The sequence below is a fragment of the Shewanella sp. 1180_01 genome (genome assembly GCF_052850535.1).
Genome location: NZ_VXCT01000001.1, coordinates 86,774 through 101,298 on the forward strand (window position 1 = coordinate 86,774; position 14,525 = coordinate 101,298).

11 protein-coding genes and 1 riboswitch are annotated in these 14,525 nt (G+C 47.2%); of the genes, 5 read left to right on the plus strand and 6 right to left on the minus strand.

Annotated features, from left to right (window positions below; genetic code table 11):
* Positions 1-106: 106 nt before the first annotated feature.
* The 3 genes from FW758_RS00380 to FW758_RS00390 form a co-directional block, all read right to left on the minus strand.
* Entirely contained in the window at positions 107-859 is a 753-nt protein-coding gene (locus FW758_RS00380) for a substrate-binding periplasmic protein (protein WP_446444342.1), read from the minus strand.
* Positions 860-1,018: 159 nt separating this feature from the next.
* Complete coding sequence (locus FW758_RS00385) at positions 1,019-1,654, minus strand: DUF2913 family protein (RefSeq protein WP_012587120.1); 636 nt, start codon at positions 1,652-1,654, stop codon at positions 1,019-1,021.
* A 99-nt stretch (positions 1,655-1,753) separates the two neighbouring features.
* Entirely contained in the window at positions 1,754-2,401 is a 648-nt protein-coding gene (locus FW758_RS00390; protein WP_446444343.1) for a peroxiredoxin-like family protein, read from the minus strand.
* Between the two features lie 288 nt (positions 2,402-2,689).
* On the opposite strand from FW758_RS00390, the gene FW758_RS00395 reads away from it, so the two are divergent.
* The 3 genes from FW758_RS00395 to FW758_RS00405 all read left to right on the plus strand — a co-directional run bounded on the left by FW758_RS00395 (position 2,690) and on the right by FW758_RS00405 (position 5,626).
* Positions 2,690-2,905 carry a TIGR02450 family Trp-rich protein gene (locus FW758_RS00395; RefSeq protein ID WP_006082577.1) on the plus strand — a complete coding sequence of 72 codons (216 nt, stop codon included), beginning with the start codon at positions 2,690-2,692 and terminating at the stop codon, positions 2,903-2,905.
* 468 nt (positions 2,906-3,373) lie between these two features.
* Positions 3,374-4,276: a homocysteine S-methyltransferase family protein gene (locus FW758_RS00400; protein ID WP_259562214.1), complete on the plus strand. Its 903-nt coding sequence runs from the start codon at positions 3,374-3,376 to the stop codon at positions 4,274-4,276.
* 9 nt (positions 4,277-4,285) lie between these two features.
* Positions 4,286-5,626, plus strand: a complete 1,341-nt coding sequence (locus FW758_RS00405; RefSeq protein ID WP_446444344.1) for a basic amino acid/polyamine antiporter — start codon at positions 4,286-4,288, stop codon at positions 5,624-5,626.
* 141 nt (positions 5,627-5,767) lie between these two features.
* Here the strand turns inward: FW758_RS00405 and FW758_RS00410 are convergent, their stop codons facing one another.
* Entirely contained in the window at positions 5,768-7,069 is a 1,302-nt protein-coding gene (locus tag FW758_RS00410) for a DEAD/DEAH box helicase (protein WP_446444345.1), read from the minus strand.
* A gap of 405 nt (positions 7,070-7,474) precedes the next feature.
* The gene (locus tag FW758_RS00415; protein WP_432326162.1) at positions 7,475-9,043 is read right to left on the minus strand and encodes a methyl-accepting chemotaxis protein; all 1,569 of its coding nucleotides are present in this window, start codon (positions 9,041-9,043) and stop codon (positions 7,475-7,477) included.
* Between the two features lie 593 nt (positions 9,044-9,636).
* Between FW758_RS00415 and FW758_RS00420 the strand changes: the two genes are divergently transcribed.
* Positions 9,637-10,902 (plus strand): HD-GYP domain-containing protein, encoded by a 1,266-nt coding sequence (locus tag FW758_RS00420; RefSeq protein WP_446444346.1) that lies wholly within the window; start codon positions 9,637-9,639, stop codon positions 10,900-10,902.
* Between the two features lie 226 nt (positions 10,903-11,128).
* Here the strand turns inward: FW758_RS00420 and FW758_RS00425 are convergent, their stop codons facing one another.
* A complete protein-coding gene (locus FW758_RS00425; protein WP_446444347.1) occupies positions 11,129-12,916 on the minus strand; it encodes an aminopeptidase P family protein in 1,788 nt (595 codons plus the stop codon).
* Positions 12,917-13,307: 391 nt separating this feature from the next.
* Between FW758_RS00425 and FW758_RS00430 the strand changes: the two genes are divergently transcribed.
* The gene (locus FW758_RS00430) at positions 13,308-14,093 is read left to right on the plus strand and encodes an ROK family protein (protein WP_259569547.1); all 786 of its coding nucleotides are present in this window, start codon (positions 13,308-13,310) and stop codon (positions 14,091-14,093) included.
* 312 nt (positions 14,094-14,405) lie between these two features.
* Positions 14,406-14,494: riboswitch (cyclic di-GMP riboswitch) on the plus strand.
* Positions 14,495-14,525 lie beyond the last annotated feature (31 nt).

Sequence of the window (14,525 nt, forward strand, 5' to 3'; positions counted from 1 at the left end):
GAAATGTGGACAGATGGCATGCTGATGATGTTATAACGAAAAAAACGATTGAGCTAAGCCCAAGCTGTAACTGTGGTCTTAATAACGCCAATGCTTGAGCATAGGATCAGCTTGTCAGTGTTTGGGTGTATTTTTTGACTATCGCATCAATCTTACCGTTGGCTTTTAGGGTCGCAATCGCTTGATTGATGGCAGGCAGCAAATCGGCATGTTCCTTACGTAACCTAAACACTAAGTCCCCATCGGAATGCACCGCCGCAAGGGCGACAGGGATCCGCAACTGAGTCGACCAATACAAGGCTGGGTAATTACCGGAAATAATCGCATCGACTCTGTGTTTATCTAAGGCTTTGACTAACTCTTGCTCAGAGGTAAAGTCGGCACGGATAAAGTCCTTATCGTCGTGGTATAAATAACCGCGCACTGTCCCGATTTGTTTGCCTTTAATCTGGTCGATATCCTTATATTTACTGACATTTTCAGGCAGGGTGACCACATATTCGGTGATTTGCAATATGGGGGCGGATTTGACAAACAGCGGCCCCAAATCCTGCTTTTCAAACCAACTCGGGCTGACGATATCAAAGTCGAGTTGACCGGTTTCCAGAGCGTTATTAGTGCGCTTTGGCGGCAAGGTGAGGATTTCACCGTCGATTTTAGCTAAGGATAGAATCATCGGGATAAGCTCAGTGATCATCCCCGGCGCCTCGGCTTGATCACCAATAAAATACGGATACCAAGAATAGGAGCCAGTGATATTGTATTTGAGCTGCTCCGCATAGGCGTGTGGTTGAGTCAAGCAAAGGGCGAACAAGGCAAATCGAACTAAGTGTTTATACTGCAAACATCGCTTAACCATATTGCTTTTATCCTTGTTATCTCTGCTTTAGCCAAGGCCTATCCGATGGCCATTCTACCTAAACTGTGTGAATAAATTGTTTATTGGGTCACAATCAGTCACATCAGCCATAGTTAAACAGTTTTCACCTTTACGCCATTACACTTTACGCTATGACACCTAAGCCAATAGCTGACACAGGGCGGGCTGCTGATTATGCGGGAAAATTTGGTAGGTTTTATGGTGCTTAACCAAGCTGGTTTTCTTATTGCCTTGGCTGAGTAATAACCCATGGGATAGGGCGATACGCGTTAGCGTCTGTTCATCGGCGCGGACATATAAGTTGATTGGTTTGACCAACTGATTGTCTTTAATATGTTGATTAAATTCTTTTGCATCAATTACTAAGCTAGATTGGCCATCACCATCGAGTTTGAGCTTGGCGCTGATTTCAGTGTCAGTAAAGACTAACCATTCGGCTTGCTTTAAAGTTTCTATCATAGCATTTAATGCCGTACCTAACGCTTGCTCTGATGTCTCAACTGTTTGATATTGATGCACTATCCTTTCTAGCAAACGCTTGAGTTCGGCGCCCGCACCTTGGCTGCGAGCCAAACGTATCCAAGCCGTCAGATCGTCGGCTACCAGTTTAGAAAAGCGTTTTTCCTTTAAGGACTCGACCATCCAATTACACAAAAAATGACTTTCCTGCGCAGAGGTGCGCTGGGCTTTCTTGGTCTGTGCTGAAGCGGTTAAATCGGCAAGACCCGCAAGGGCGAGTTCGAGCACAGCTTGGTTATAGGTTTGAGAATTCATTATGACTCCGCCGCGGGCTGAAGTGATGTTATCTATTTGAACTTGGACGATATTGATTGCGGCGGAGCTAGTTTAGCAAAGCGGTCGATAAACCGATATTTATTCTTGCGATCCCACCAAACTTGCGGCGGTTAAGATTAGCTTAGGTGCGGGTCTGACCTTGTAGTTAGGATTCACATATTGGAAATGAATCAAACCTTTATCATCGCTAATATAAATGGCGGGTACAGGTAAGACTAAACGTTTGGCTCCCTCGGGAGTCGTCCACATTGGATTATCGACATGAAGACGCGAAGTATAGATTTCAGTGACCTTTTCGCTTGTGTAAAAAGCTAAGCCAAAGGCTTGCGCTGCCAGCATTTTTTCATCGGAAAGCAGCAGATACTTAAGCTCATTTTTTGCCGCCGAAGCCTTAAGTTGCGCAGGTGTATCGGGTGAAATACCCACTAACTGAAAGCCCACTTTTAATAATTCAGGTTCAATCGCCTTTAGCTGTCCCATTTGATTGTTACAAAATGGGCACCAGCCGCCGCGGTAAAAGAAAAAGATGGTCGGTTTTTGCTGGGTTAACTCGGCTAAATCGACGGTTTTACCCTTGATATCTTGCAAGTTTACCTTAGGAATTTGCTGACCATTGAGCAGCGGACTAATGGAAAACTCATCTCTGGCAATGGGCTGCGCCAGAGTCGTAAAGCTAGTGAGCAAGAGTGTACCTGCGAGGCAAAGTGTTTTTAGTATGGTTGACATGGACGTTCCTAACGTTATCTTTCAATGGCTGCATTTCTAAGCACTGACAGTTATCTTTTGTCTGCTCTAGTACTGAGATCTGCTTGCGTGATCTGCTTATGTAATTTGTTGCTTAAGTCATCTCCGTTTGCGGGATCTTCGCTTAAGTGTTTTTTGTGTAAGTGCCATTGCGCGGTCTTGCTGTATTGTTCGTATTGGCCAAGGCGCTCTTAAGCGAGTCTCTAAAGGAACGGGGATTAGCGGAAGTTATTACATAACCCAGCAAATTAGCTGTCATGCGGAGTTTTGATGAATAAAATTAACCCTAAGAAATTACTCAACAGTAAGTGGACCGCCGTTAAGCCGACCAATAAAGAAAAACATTTTTTAGTCACTGAGATTGAATTTGATGAGGAAGGCTTAGTGATCTCGTGCTCAATTGAAGCTGTGATGTCAAAACGAGTTATACCGATAAACTGGCATGATTTAAAAGATGAAGGCCTTTGGCTGCAGGGTTGGAAATAGTTAAACGACTTGGGTAAATACCAATCTCATATTATCCAAAGACATGGAGGGCACTCATCTTGTTCTCCACTTTTTGCCATCATCTTCTAGGTTCTCTAGCTCATTCCGCAGCAATATCATTTATCAATGCCCTCATCATGCCCTCCATCAATGTCTTCCATCAACGATCCCATCAATACCTCGTCTCTTGCCGTCAACTGGGCATGTTTTCGTAGCGCAGCGGCATCCATTTATTCAAGTTTGAGATTAATCCGTGTTTTTTTACTGATATCGATTGCGGCTAAATCGAGATTCCGTTATTTTGTTGTAGCCATCTAAACGTCTAGATGTTTTTTGCAGTTATTAAGGTACTCACTGAAGCTATGCATTGTCGTCATCGAACGCAGCAAGGTGCTAGGTAGCAGGATTCTCATTAACTATGAGTGCCTTAGTAAAACGAAGTCGCATAAAAAGATTGAGGTAAGCAAGATGGATAAGCAGCAACTGTGGGTTTTGGATGGTGGCATGGGGCGTGAGTTGGCAAGACGGGGCGCACCCTTTCGCCAGCCTGAGTGGTCGGCGTTGGCCCTTATAGAAGCGCCGCAAACCGTGACTGAGGTACACCAAGCTTACGTAGCCAGCGGTGCCAAAGTCATCACCACCAACAGTTATGCACTCGTGCCATTTCATATCGGCGATGAGCGTTTTGCCGCCGAGGGTGAAGTGCTGGCTGCATTGGCGGGCAAACTGGCACGGGATGTCGCGGATGAACACGCAAATGCGGTTCGCGTCGCGGGCTCATTGCCACCCTTGTTCGGCTCTTACCGTGCCGATTTATTTGAGGCCGCGAGGGTGAGTGAACTGGCTCTCCCACTCATTCGAGCGCTGTCGCCCAGTGTCGATCTCTGGTTAGCCGAAACCATGAGTTTGATTGCTGAGCCTTTAGCCATCAAGGCCTTGCTGCCAGAAGATGGCAAACCATTTTGGGTTTCTTTTACCTTAGAGGACGAGACGTTAGGTAGCGAACCGACACTTCGCTCCGGTGAGCGGGTGGCAGATGCTATCGACGCGTTAGTAGCAGTCGGTGTGGATGCGATTCTGTTCAACTGTTGTCAGCCTGAGGTGATTGAGGCGGCATTACAGGTGGCCAGCGACAGATTGAGTGCTCTGGGGCGTGCCGATATTCGACTCGGTGCCTATGCCAATGCATTTCCTCCTCAGCCGAAAGAGGCAACGGCTAACGATGGTCTGGATGAGATCCGTGCCGATCTTGGGCCGCTCGATTATCTCGGTTGGGCTGAGCGTTGGCGTGCGGCAGGGGCTTCGCTTATCGGTGGTTGCTGCGGCATTGGTCCCGAACACATACAGGCTCTTTCTACTCGTTTGCGCTAAGGATTTTGTATGAAAGAGAACAGGATAGGTCTCTGGTCACTCACTGCCCTAGTGTTCAGCTCTATGGTAGGTGCGGGGATTTTTAGCCTGCCGCAAAACATGGCTGAAGTGGCGGGTGTTCGAGCTGTGCTGATTGGCTGGGGGATCACAGGTGTGGGCATCTTGGCATTGGCTGCGAGTTTCCTCTATCTGTCGCGCTTGAAGCCTGAGCTTGATGGCGGCATTTATACCTACGCCAGAGCCGGTTTTGGTGAGCTGGTGGGCTTTTTTTCTGCTTGGGGCTATTGGCTTTGCGCCACCATAGGCGTGGTGGGATATTTAGTGATTGCGTTTGCTGCCCTTGGCAGCTTTGTCGATACGCCGCAGCAAGTTTGGTTTGGCGAGGGCAATACACTGGCCGCTTTTATCGGTGAGTCGTGCATTTTGTGGGCGGTGCATTGGTTGGTCTCCCGCGGCGTACAGCAGGCCGCCATGTTCAATCTGGTGGCGACATTAGCCAAGAGTTTGCCGTTATTGCTGTTTGTACTGTTTGCCTGCTATTACTTCGACCCTGTGACTTTTGCTCAGGACCAAGCGGCCAGCACTTTAGCTGTGCCAGTGTCTGAACAAGTGCGTAACACTATGCTGATCACGCTTTGGGTATTTACCGGTATCGAAGGTGCGGCAGTGTTATCGGCGCGTGCTAAAAATAAGCGGGATGTGGGCACGGCGACTGTCCTTGGCGTTGTGCTGGCGCTACTACTTTATGTGCTTATCTCTGTGTTAGCGCTGGGGATTTTAGCTCGTCCAGAACTTGCAGCGCTGCCTAATCCCTCTATGGCGGGACTGATGAGACACATGAGCGGCTCTTGGGGCAAGGCACTGATCAGCGTTGGGCTTATTGTTTCTGTGTTGGCCTCCTACGTGAGTTGGACCCTGTTCTCGGCAGAGGTGCCTTTCAGCGCAGCCCGCCACGGTGCTTTCCCTGCCATTTTTTTGCGGCAGAATCGCAATGGCACACCTATCGCTTCCCTCTGGTTATCTAGCTTAACAGTGCAGTTTTGTTTGATACTGGTATGGCTGCTAGGTAAGGGTTATACCAATCTGTTACTTATTTCTACGTCGATGATTTTAGTGCCTTATCTATTGATTGGACTGTTCCTGTTGAAGCTTTCTTTGAGTGGACAGGGCAATGGGCTGATGAGAATTGTGGCGCTGGTGGCGAGCGGTTATGGACTCTGGCTACTCTTGTTTCTTTACAGTCGCCGCCAACTTGTCGATGGTAAAAAGCTTAACGGAAGTGAGCGATTGCTCGCGGGGGCGACGCTGCTGAGTTTGTTCCCCGCGTTATGGTCTTTTTGTTATCAATAAAGGATTGCTGTTGGTTAAAGTGGGCAGTGCTTTATCGAATTGGGCATAAAAAATCGGCCACAACAGTTGTTGTGGCCGATTTCACTAAAACACGTGGGATGGGGTTAAACGCTATGCGTTTTACACCGCCCGTTTTAGCGATTACTTAAGTTTTTTCGCTTTGCTCGGTGCTTGACCCACCTTCATTTTTACGCGGCGGCCTTGCATGCTTTTCTCTGCAGCAACTTGAGCGCCAACGTTGTCGGTTCTTTGTTGTTTCTTGGCAAAGCTACGGCGGGTTTGCAATTGCTTTAACAGCAATTCGCGGCTGCCCACTTCATAACCTGGCACAGTGACACGGCGAATTTGTTGACCGATCAGTTTTTCGATATCGGCTAAGGTACGTTCTTCTTCGCGGCTCACGAAAGAAATGGCTACGCCAGTTTTCCCCGCACGGCCTGTACGACCGATACGGTGGACATAGTCTTCGGCGAGGAAAGGTAAGTCATAGTTGACTACGTATTCAAGGCTTGGAATATCCAGACCACGGGCGGCAACTTCGGTGGCAACCAGTACGCGTACATCACCTGCCACAAATTCACGCAGGGCGCGGCGACGACTGCCTTGGCCTTTTTCACCGTGGACCACTTCAGATGGGATCCCATCTAAATTCAATTCTTTGACTAGCGTATCGGCGGCATCACGGGTCGCGGTAAATACTAATACCTGTTGCCAGTTTTTCTTGCCAATTAGCTCAGACAGCAGTTCGCGTTTACGGCGTTGTTCAACCGGATAAACCACTTGGCTAACCGTATCGGCCGTCGTGTTTTGCTTATCAACGCTGATCACTTGCGGTTTAACCATCATATCGTTGGCGAGTTTTTTCACCGCACTTGAGAAAGTGGCCGAGAACAACAGGTTTTGACGCTTCTTATTTACCGCTTGAAGGATCTTTTGGATATCGGCGCTAAAGCCCATGTCTAACATACGGTCGGCTTCGTCTAGGACTAAAAAGTCGACGTTCGACAGGCTTAAGTTACAGGCGGTAAGGTGCTCAAGTAAGCGACCAGGGGTGGCAACAATCACATCGGCGCCGCGTTTCAGCTTTTGCGCTTGTGTTTCTATCTTTACGCCGCCATAAATGGTTAACACGCTGAAGTTTAAGTATTTGCAGTAAGCCGTAACGTTGTCAGCCACTTGAGCCGCAAGCTCACGGGTCGGCGTAAGGATTAATACGCGGGCATTCGACTTTAACGTTTCGCTTGGATTTTCAACCATCTTTTGCAGGATCGGCAGCGCGAAAGCGGCGGTTTTACCCGTACCGGTTTGGGCACTGGCTAAGACATCTTGGCCGCGGCGGATAGCAGGTATCGCTTGCTGCTGAATAGGCGTCATTTGTTGATAACCGCAATCTGAGATAGCGCGCAAAATCTCGGGGGAAAAACTAAAAGATTCAAATCTCATTTTGGATTCCTATCGTTCACTTATTCAAACATTCAAGCACCGCGAGCCTCTATTATTTACTCGACTAAGGAGAGAGGCGTGCCGACTGGCTCATTCTTCCACACAGATTTTATAAGAAAAATGGCGGGCGCGGAGTATAGCAAAAATTTCGGTTAAAACCTGAACTTTTTAGTGTTTTGGCATTTTATCTGCATCATTTTATCGCCAAGAGATAAAAGCCTTCGCGACGGCTCAGGCGGGATAGGGCCAATTCTGCAAGCACAGGGTTGGATCAGTACTGGATTGAGTATGCTCTTAGCTGAGTATGTTCTAGGTTGAGTGAGGGCTGGCGGAAAGAATGGGCTAAAAGAACGCGATAGAAAAATGCCGCAGTTTTGGCTGCGGCATTTTATATCTTACTTATGACTAACCGAAGGTGCGTCTCAAGCCGAGGGCTTTCTCGGCATTATGTTTAAGCAGATGAGCTGCATCACCAATCAGATGGGTTGCGGCCAAGTTCTCCGCGCTTGAATGGGTGATTGAGTGTATGTTGCTGGCAATCTCATTAACAACTTGACGCTGTTGATCCGCTGCGACCGCATTTTGCTGGGCAAAAGTGTGGATATCACTCACTTCTTGGTAAAGGGTATTCACATTGTCGGCGGACAGTTGGATGTCGCTAGCGCAGCGCTCCGCGTGTTGGCGGCTTTGTTCCATTTCTTTGGCCCATGCGTTGAGCATAGTGAACATCTTATCGACACTTTTTGAAATACTGTTGGTCGACAGTTGGGTTCGGCTTGATAACGCGCGCACTTCATCGGCGACCACGGCAAACCCACGGCCTTGTTCACCCGCACGGGCAGCTTCAATGGCTGCATTGAGGGCGAGAAGATTGGTTTGCTCGGCGATGGAGTCAATTTCGCCCATGGCATTAGCAACTTGCTCGGCTTCTTTATTCAATTGATGGGCATTGTTAGCGGCATCGGCAACAGACTTGGCCAGTTGTTCCACTTTTTGAGTATTGGCCTTCATATTGGCACTGCTTTTAAGGCAGAGATCGTAGGCGGTATTGATGCTGGTGGATGTGAGATGGGTATTCTGCGCCACTTCTGTAATGGTTGAACTCATTTCTTCCATCGCGCCAGAGAGCTGTTCTAACTGACTTTTTTCTTGATCTAGGCTGACATAGGTTTGCTCGGTCGCGACCACTAATTGATCGGCAATCGCATGCAATTGATTGGCTTGATCTTGTGTGCGTCCCAGTACGCCATTCATTTTGGCTTGCAGCATGATGAGCTGGAAGTCGAGGATAGAAGACGTATCGGCACCCGAGTAGATGTAACGACTGATAGAGTCGTATTTGGTTTGCATTTCAATCAGTTTAGCGGGAATGCGAAAGGCCTCATCGTAGAATATAGCCAAGTTTATACTCATCAAAACCGCCCCAGCGATAATCACGCCCCAGCCCCAAAAGTAGCCTGCGATCAATAAGCCGGTCGAGGCGACAACCGCCGAGAGGATACGTTTCTGCATTAAGCTTAAGGGCTTAGAAATGGATTTATCCAGTTTAAGTCTTTGGTATATCTCATTTGCTTTGCTGACGTAGGCGGCCTGAGGCTGAATACGCACCGATTGATAACCGACAATAGTGCCGTTTTCAAACAATGGCGAGACGAAGGCATCGACCCAATAGAAGCCACCATTCTTACAACGGTTCTTCACTATGCCGCGCCAAGATTGGCCCGACTTAAGCTTTTCCCACATTTCTTTAAAGGCGGCGCTTGGCATATCGGGATGACGAACCATATTGTGGGCACTGCCGACTAACTCTTGGGCGCTATAGCCTGAGACTTCGGCAAAACGGGCATTAACGTAAGTGATAACACCGCGAGTGTCGGTGGTGGAAATGAGTTCATCCTGTGGTGTTAAGCGGATTTCTTGATCTGATCTCTGTGCATTCAGTGTTCTGTTGGCAGACGCGTTACTCTGGCTCATTTAGTGTGTCCATTCAGGGCCGATATGATTCATTGGGGTTCAGGGGCGCGGTGTTAGGCGCTAATTTTCTTGCGCTTACTCTCATTGGGGTAAGCTTGTTATGTGATAAGACTATCATTTTTGTATGGGTATAGGAGAGCGCTTTTTGATGGTTAACCCATGAAAATCAATCGTTCGTTGTATTTATAAGCTATTGCAAAATATAAAATTTTTAAGTAATGCGAAAATGGAATTAAACGAGCGTTTATCCTGCTGAAACGTAAATTTCAGTATTTTGTATAGGGTTATTTTTCCTCAGATATTGAGTAGAAAGTAGGCATCATATTATTTGCAAAATCTGTGCGGTGGCATTGGCCTAATGTCCTTGATTCGGTTGCCATATCGCGGCATTCATTCGGACGGTTTATTCGTCATAGTCTATTCTTTAATGGGCAATAAACTATGGCTTGCTGGATGTGTAATTTATCTGGCTTTGCTGCAGTTCAGTCATCTTATGTGTACCTTTTAGTTCATAAACTCAGGTTCATTAGCTTAGGTTTATTAGATAAGGTTCATTAGCTCACAACGGGAATGCGACATAAGAGGAACTTCCCATGGCGATATCACTTAGACGTGGCGTAGCGAAATTGGCTACCGCGTCCTTGGGGACAGCAGCGGCACTGCCCCATTGGCGACGTTTGATTTTTGAACGTCTATTTGGCTTCCTTGCGCTTCTCTGCGTGCCCGTATATATCACCAGCGTGTATTTATGTGTCATCGCCGATCTTTGGTCTATGGTGGTATTCGATACGCTGGCTTATTTGTTTTTATTGGTTTTACTGTATTTTCCTAAGCTTGCTGATAGCACACGTTTTGGCTGTGGTTGTTTGTTAGCGTTTGCTATCGGCGTTGGTTTTATGATTGCGATTGGTCCATCGGGGGCGGGGTTCTTCTGGTTATTTATCTTTCCGCCATTAGTGGGTATTTTTTTAGGCCGTCGCGCGAGCTTATATGCCCAATATTTAAATGGGCTGAGTCTGGTACTGATTGGGCTTGCCTATCACTTTGGCTGGTTAAACTGGCCTGATATTCACGGTTACAGTTTGGGTATTTGGGCCGTTGTCGTGGTCAATTTTATTGTAACTAATGCCATGTTGACCCTAACCATCACTTACTTATTAGGTAAGTTGGCGGATTCACTCGATTCAACCTTAGCCTCACGCCAAGCGACTGTATTAGGGTTAGCCAAACTTGCCGAATACAGAGACAACGAAACGGGCGCGCACTTACTACGTATGCGGCAGTATTCAAAAATGCTCGCGGCGCAGCGACTGCAGGCCGACAATCCACCGGCGGAATTGAATGATGATTTTATTCAAGATATTAGTCTATCGGCCATTTTGCACGACATAGGTAAAGTCGGTATTGCCGATGCGATTCTGCTCAAACCGGGTAAATTAACCCCGCAGGAGTTTGAGCAGATCAAAGCCCACCCTGTGATAGGTGGGCAAGTGTTACGCAGTTTGTTGGAATATGCGCCCCAATGTACTTTTATTCAGATGGGCCAAGATATCGCTTCGGGTCACCATGAAAAGTGGGATGGTAGTGGTTACCCCTTAGGGTTGAAAGGTGAGGATATTCCGCTTTCGGCGCGCATCGTTGCCTTGGTGGATGTCTATGATGCGCTCACTTCGCCGCGATGTTATAAGCGACCCTTTAGTCACCAAGAAGCCATCGATTTAATGATTGAAGGCAAAGGTAAGCATTTCGATCCTGAATTAGTCGATTGTTTTATGGCAATTCATCAGGAGTTTGAAGTGTTATCTAAGGCATCGCTGGATGATGCTTATCAGCCTATGGCGCAGCCCACTATGGTTTAGCGGCTCATGTTTACAATCGTGTTTTGAAATTGAAAACGTGTTTTGAAATCATGTACTAAATCGTGCTATTGAAATAGGACTAGGTTTGAAAGTACAGCATCAGCGCTAAAAAAAACGCCCAAGGCTCATAGTCTTGGGCGTTCTATTTTGTAGCATATAACGGATTTAGATGATGATTTAAATGACGACTTAAATCGCTACTTACCCGCAGGAGTGCTAAATCGCTCTAAATCGCTTTAGTCACTTGCGTTAACCACGCAAGTTCATCACCGGACATCAGCGGCGAAAGTGTATGGAACACTTGCTGATGGTAAGCATTGAACCAGTCGATTTCCCCTTGCGTTAGCAGGCTCTTATCGATAAGGCGGGCATCCATAGGGATCATAGTCAGTGCATCGAACTCATACATCTCACGCTCAGCGCCTTTCAGTGCTTCACAGTGTTGCACTACGACTAAGTTTTCTAAGCGAATGCCAAAACTCTCTGCGCGGTAGTAACCCGGCTCGTTGGAAAGCACCATGCCGGGCATCAGTGCGATACCGTTGACATTTTTACCTATGCGCTGTGGACCCTCGTGCACACTTAAAAAGTGACCCACACCATGGCCTGTGCCGTGGTCGTAATCAAAACCATGTTGCCATAAATATTGGCGGGCGAATGCATCGAGTTGCTGGCCTGAAGTGCCTTTAGGGAAGCGAGCTTGGTCCAGCGCGATATGGCCTTTTAGCACCAGCGTGACCATTTTTTTATGTTCATCAGTGACTTTACCAATCGCAATAGTACGGGTCACATCTGTGGTGCCATCGATATATTGCGCGCCAGAATCCACTAAGTAGATGCTGTCCATCGTCATCATCGCAGGTGTGCCATTGCTATGATTGTAATGGCACATGGCTGCATTGGGACCGGCTGCTGAAATGGTGTCGAAACTTGGCTCGCGATAGCGCTCATCCTGTAGGCGGAAACTTTCTAACTTATCGGCAAGTGTGGCTTCATCGTGCATACGCTTGGCGGCAACTTCGGCATCTAACCATGCAAGGAAGCGGCTCACAGCAACGCCATCACGAATGTGACAAGCGCGCATTCCGGCAAGTTCTGAAGGATTTTTCTGCGCTTTAGGTAAAGAAACGGGATCAATTCCAGCAATCAATTTAGCTCCCGCTTCACGGGCGAGATTTTGTGCCCAAGCGTTAGCCGAGTTTGGATCGGCCAGCAGTTTGACGCCTTGCAAGCTGGCAAGTGTATCGGCGAGCGTGGCCTCGTCCTTAAAGCTAACGCCTGCACCGACATGCTCCTCAATGCCCTCAGGGAGTTTGCTTAAATCGGTAAACAGCTGCATATCGCCATTAGCATGAAGCAGGGCACTGCCGAGCACGACAGGCAGACGCGGAATATCGTTACCGCGAATGTTTAATAGCCAGCAGAAAGAATCTAAGGCGGCGATCAAAGCAACATCAGCACCGGCTTTTTTCACTAAGGCGCCAATTTCAGTACGTTTTTGCAGACTGGTTTTACCGGCACTCTCGTTACTGAATAACGTGATTGGCGCACTCGATGGTGCGGGGCGATCCTGCCAATGCAAATCGATAGGATTTTGTTCAACCGCTACTAATTCAATTTGGGCTTTGCTTAAGGTCGCTTTGGCATTTTCATACCAAGCTAAAGTATGTAAGCGTGCATCAAAGCCAACGCGAGATCCCGCTGGCAGCGTGTCACATAACCACTCAATTTGTGGCGTGTCTGTCAGGCTTTCATAGCTGAACAGTGCGGCATCCACTTGCAGACGAACTTGAACCGTATAACGGCCGTCGGTAAAGATAGCGGCTTTATCTTTCAATACGATAGCCATACCTGCCGAACCGGTAAAGTGGGTTGCCCAGTACAAACGTTCGTTATGTTCTGGCACATATTCGCCCAGATACTCGTCGGCGCGAGGAATGATAAAAGCATCGAGATTGGCGGAAGATAATTCGCTGCGAATAGCGTCGAGGCGGCTGGCAATTGAATGTGACATATGGGCTCCAAGTGAGACTTGCACGCTGTGCGAGTCGATAGGCAAAGCTTGCCTAAGGATAAGTAGGTCTATGTTGATTTGAGTTCTAACCAGCTCGGATTATCGCAAGCCTAACGCGCGAGATGCAAGGGGAGCGAATAAAGGATTTTGTATACAATCGTGAATTTGTGCTGACTGTGATGAGCAAGCTAAGTGTTTTACCCTTAATTTATTTGTGTGATTCTTAGCATAAAACCTGAGTAAAACAAAATATCAGTCATATTTTTTTAGACTTGTTCCTTACAAATTAGCGACTTAAGTTTTATTCAATCGCTAACATTTGGACCCTATGCTAACATTTGCCATCTTCGCTCGGGGTCAGAGTGGGGCACATGTATCAGTGGAGTAAGCGATGCAAATACTAACAATAGATGTGGGCGGTACGACAGCCCTGTTCGAACTTCAGCTCGCGGGACATACAGAACAATATAAAATCCCCACAGGCGAAGGTTTTAAAATTGAAGAGTTAAATAATCAAATCGCTGCGCTTGAACGCGATTACGATTTACAGCATTACCAATTAGCGATTGGCGTACCAGGACTCGTACAAAATAATCGTTTGGTTGCTTGTAAATCGTTACCCGGACTCAATGGTTTGAGTTTTGACACAGTGAAAACTCAAGGCGAGCTTAAGTTTATTTGCAACGATATGGATGCGGGTATGCAAGCCACATGCGATGCCAAATATACCTGTGAGTTGTTGGTCATGTGCGGCACTGGGATAGGGATGTCGATTGCGTTTAATGGGCAAGCCTTTACCGGTGCGACAGGGGTTGCAGGGGAGTTAGGCCATTGCCGCGTGATGACAGAATCAGGCGAATTTAGTTTAGAACAACTCGCCAGTGGCGATTCTGTACGCAGCCGTAACATCACCACTCAGGATGATTTATACCGTGCGGGCAGTTACCTTGGTATGGGGCTGGCGTGGACCGTGAATTTATTTAATCCCAATCGGATTTGGCTCGCGGGTAACATGATGAACAGTGCTCCTTACTACAAAGGCTGCCTCGAAAGCTTAAAGCAAATGGCATTGAGCGCGCCCTTAGCTGAGATGAAAATCAACCGCGTCGATGATATGGAAACCTTAGTGTGCCGAGGTTTATCTGTGATGCTCGCAAGGGATTATCCTCGCGCATAAAGATCATAGATGTTGTTCGCTTCTGGTTTTGAACTATTAGATTACAGTGGCTTAGTCCTAGCAATTTAAGCAGTATTAGCAGCATAAATAGTGAAATTGATAACAGGACAGGTGATGCCTTTGGCTTATCGTGTCCTGTTTTTTTATGGCTAAAATAGTCAGCAAATCATTAATTATCAAAGTAAATATTAGAAATAGTTGAACTGTATTTAATTGCTTTCTTATCAGACCACTACCTTAGTTGATAGTATTTTGTTGCATTTTTATTGCGCTTACGTATATGCTGATTATCGCAATGACAGCGTTGTCATTGCGTGTAAAAGGCAAACCAGTTGAAAAACTGGGACGCAAAGCCTCCGGTCTAAGGGTTCGTCTGTACCTATGATAGCGGGGATACCACAGGTTTTTTCTTCGTGCAATTGTCAGTCGTGT

What these genes read in the sequence shown, in the direction of transcription:
- FW758_RS00380 (WP_446444342.1), bottom strand. Translation starts at nt 859, where the DNA reads ATGGTTAAGCGATGTTTGCAGTATAAACACTTAGTTCGATTTGCCTTG.
- FW758_RS00385 (WP_012587120.1), bottom strand. Translation starts at nt 1,654, where the DNA reads ATGAATTCTCAAACCTATAACCAAGCTGTGCTCGAACTCGCCCTTGCG.
- FW758_RS00390 (WP_446444343.1), bottom strand. Translation starts at nt 2,401, where the DNA reads ATGTCAACCATACTAAAAACACTTTGCCTCGCAGGTACACTCTTGCTC.
- FW758_RS00395 (WP_006082577.1), top strand. Translation starts at nt 2,690, where the DNA reads ATGAATAAAATTAACCCTAAGAAATTACTCAACAGTAAGTGGACCGCC.
- FW758_RS00400 (WP_259562214.1), top strand. Translation starts at nt 3,374, where the DNA reads ATGGATAAGCAGCAACTGTGGGTTTTGGATGGTGGCATGGGGCGTGAG.
- FW758_RS00405 (WP_446444344.1), top strand. Translation starts at nt 4,286, where the DNA reads ATGAAAGAGAACAGGATAGGTCTCTGGTCACTCACTGCCCTAGTGTTC.
- FW758_RS00410 (WP_446444345.1), bottom strand. Translation starts at nt 7,069, where the DNA reads ATGAGATTTGAATCTTTTAGTTTTTCCCCCGAGATTTTGCGCGCTATC.
- FW758_RS00415 (WP_432326162.1), bottom strand. Translation starts at nt 9,043, where the DNA reads ATGAGCCAGAGTAACGCGTCTGCCAACAGAACACTGAATGCACAGAGA.
- FW758_RS00420 (WP_446444346.1), top strand. Translation starts at nt 9,637, where the DNA reads ATGGCGATATCACTTAGACGTGGCGTAGCGAAATTGGCTACCGCGTCC.
- FW758_RS00425 (WP_446444347.1), bottom strand. Translation starts at nt 12,916, where the DNA reads ATGTCACATTCAATTGCCAGCCGCCTCGACGCTATTCGCAGCGAATTA.
- FW758_RS00430 (WP_259569547.1), top strand. Translation starts at nt 13,308, where the DNA reads ATGCAAATACTAACAATAGATGTGGGCGGTACGACAGCCCTGTTCGAA.